This is a genomic window from Frankia sp. CcMO1, from assembly GCF_977945845.1.
This window is the reverse complement of record NZ_CDWTMG010000381.1, coordinates 1-2,963: the sequence shown is the minus strand read 5'-3', so window position 1 is coordinate 2,963 and position 2,963 is coordinate 1. Positions and strand designations below refer to the sequence as shown.

Here is a 2,963-nt window from a genome sequence, read left to right as displayed (position 1 = left end):
GGGCGGCCACGGTCGGCGGCCCGGCAGCCGACCCGCCGGCCGGCCCCGGCGGGCGCCGCTGCCCCGCGGCGTTGAGGGTGCGGGTCCGCCGGTCCTGGACGGTGTCGAAGCCGGCGGCGATGACCGTCACCCGCACCTCGTCCCCGAGTGCGTCGTCGATGACCGCACCGAAGATGATGTTCGCTTCCGGGTGGGCCGCGTCGGCGACCAGTTCGGCGGCCGCGTTGATCTCGAACAGGCCGAGGTCCGACCCACCCGAGATGTTGAGCAGCACCCCCTGGGCCCCGTCCATGCTCGCCTCGAGCAGGGGGGACGCGATGGCCTGTTCGGCGGCGACGGTGGCCCGGTCGTCGCCGCGGGCCCGTCCGATGCCCATCAGGGCGCTGCCGGCATGGGACATGACCGTCTTGACGTCGGCGAAGTCCAGGTTGATCAGGCCGGGCGTGGTGATCAGGTCGGTGATGCCCTGGACACCGGAGAGCAGCACCTGGTCGGCGCTGCGGAAGGCGTCGAGAACGCTGATGTCCCGGTCCGTCATCGCCAGCAGACGGTCGTTCGGGATGACAATGAGGGTATCGACCTCATTACGAAGAGTGTCAATACCGGTGTCAGCCTGGGTGGCCCGGCGCCGACCCTCGAAGGTGAACGGCCGGGTGACCACACCGATGGTGAGTGCTCCGAGGGAGCGGGCGACGTTCGCGACGACCGGCGCACCGCCGGTACCCGTGCCACCACCCTCACCTGCGGTGACGAAGACCATGTCGGCCCCCTTGAGGACCTCCTCGATCTCCTCCCGGTGATCCTCGGCAGCCTGGCGGCCGACCTCGGGGTCGGCTCCGGCGCCGAGGCCTCGGGTGAGCTCACGGCCGACGTCGAGTTTCACGTCGGCGTCGCTCATGAGCAGGGCCTGGGCGTCGGTGTTGATGGCGATGAACTCGACGCCCTTGAGACCGACTTCGATCATCCGGTTGACGGCGTTGACGCCACCACCACCGATCCCGACGACCTTGATGACCGCGAGATAGTTCTGTGGGGCAGCCATGCGGTGTCGGTCCTCCAGCGGCGTCGGTGGTCGGACGGGGGTTACCCCGCCCCTGCGCCGCCGCGGGAAGGCGGAGCCACGCGGCGAGCGGGAAAGCAGTCGAAGCCTCAACCTTCACCGCCAGCTAGACGGTTACAGTTATGTCAACTTCCGACTGTGGATCGGACAGTAGGCACGGCTCCGGCGGTGGTCAAGGACGCTGTCGGCGCGTCACGACTTTCCCCGCATGGTGGCTTCGCCAGCATGCGGGGCCCCCGCCCCAGAAGGGGTCTATGGTAGCCGTGGCTCGCCTCTGGCGACCTCCCCTGGACAGCCGGCGAGGGCTTCGTCTCAATGTACGGGTCCCGCTCAATGTACGGATCCCGGCACCCGGCCGTGCCACGGATCAAGGGACCTCACCATCCCCGGAGCCGATGATGGTGTACTGCCTCCCGTGACCGGTCAGCGCACCCAGCACGTCCATTTCCTCGGCATCGGAGGCAGCGGCCTGTCTCCGCTGGCCCAGATCCATCTCGCGGGCGGCGGGACGGTGAGCGGCAGCGACTCCGAGGACTCGCCCCGGGTGGCGACCCTACGCGCACGGGGGGTACCGATCCGGATCGGGGCCACGCCCGGTCCGGCCGCCGTCGCCGCCGAGCTCGCCGGTGCGGATGTCGTGGTCGCGTCCAGCGCGCTGCCCGACGACCATCCGGAGATCGTCGCCGCCCGCGCGCTCGGTCTGCCCGTGCGCCGCCGTTCGGAATGGCTACCGGAGCTCACCGCCGGGTACCGGCTGGTCGCCGTCGCCGGTTCGCACGGCAAGTCGACCACCTCGGCGATGCTCACCCTGGTCCTGCGCGCCGCCGGGCTGGATCCCACGGCGGTCATCGGCGCAGAGGTGTCACAGCTGGGGGGGAACGCGCTGGCCGGCTCCGGCGACGTCTTCGTCCTGGAGTCCGACGAGTACGGCGGCGCCTTCGCGGGCCTCGACCCGAGCATCGCCGTCATCACCAACGTTGAGTGGGAGCACCCCGACGTCTTCCCCGACGAGGCATCGGTCCGGGCAGCCTTCGCCGCGTTCGCCCGACGGGTCCGGCCGGGTGGACGACTGGTTGTCTGCGGAGATCATCCCGGGGTGGTCGCCGTCCTCACCGAGCTGGGTCGCCAGCGGCCCGGCAAGGACGTCGCGGTGATCGACTACGGCTTCGAGCCGGAACGCCACTGGCGCGCGGTCGACGTCGTCACCACCGCGGGGGACGACATGACCGGGGCGACCGTCCTGCGGGCCGGCCAGGAGGTCGGTGCGCTGACCCTGACGATACCCGGCCGACACTCGGTGCTGAACGCGCTCGCGGTCCTCGCCACCGCCACCGAACTGGGAGTCGCTCCCGCCCAGACCCTCACCACCCTGACGACCTTCACCGGCGCGGCCCGACGGTTCGAGTTCGTGGGCTTCTGGAACGGCAGCACCGGCACCGGGCCCGCCGGAGGTCCGGGCAGCCTGGAGGTGATCGACGACTACGCGCATCATCCGACGGAGATCCGTCTGACGCTCGCCGCGGCCCGTTCGCGGGCTCGGGGACGGCAGATCTGGGCGGTACTCCAGCCACATACGTTCAGTCGGTTCGCCGCGCTGCTGGATGACTTCGCGGCCGCGTTCGGCGACGCCGACCGGGTGTACGTCACCGACATCTATGCCGCCCGCGAGACCGACGACCTCGGTCTGCATGCCGTCGACCTGGTCAAGCGGGTGAGCGAGCCGGCGGCAACGTACTACGTGTCCTGGTCCGAACTCGTCGAACGACTCGCCACGGACGTCCGCGCCGCCCTGAGCGACGAGGCGTCGCGGGGGGTCCTACTGCTCACGCTCGGAGCGGGAACGAGCACCACGGTCGGTCCCCGGCTACTGGCCGCCCTGGGCTTCGCGGCGGCCGGTTGACCT

The 2,963-nt window shown here is 70.6% G+C and carries 2 protein-coding genes; one reads left to right on the top strand and one right to left on the bottom strand.

Features of this window, described 5'->3' with window-relative positions; all coding sequences use genetic code 11:
* On the bottom strand, positions 1-1,042 hold a 1,042-nt coding region (gene ftsZ / locus AC08OU_RS24130; protein ID WP_476602363.1), incomplete at its 3' end, for a cell division protein FtsZ.
* A 433-nt stretch (positions 1,043-1,475) separates the two neighbouring features.
* On the opposite strand from ftsZ, the gene murC reads away from it, so the two are divergent.
* Entirely contained in the window at positions 1,476-2,960 is a 1,485-nt protein-coding gene (gene murC, locus AC08OU_RS24125) for a UDP-N-acetylmuramate--L-alanine ligase (RefSeq protein WP_476602362.1), read from the top strand.
* The last annotated feature ends 3 nt before the right edge of the window (positions 2,961-2,963 follow it).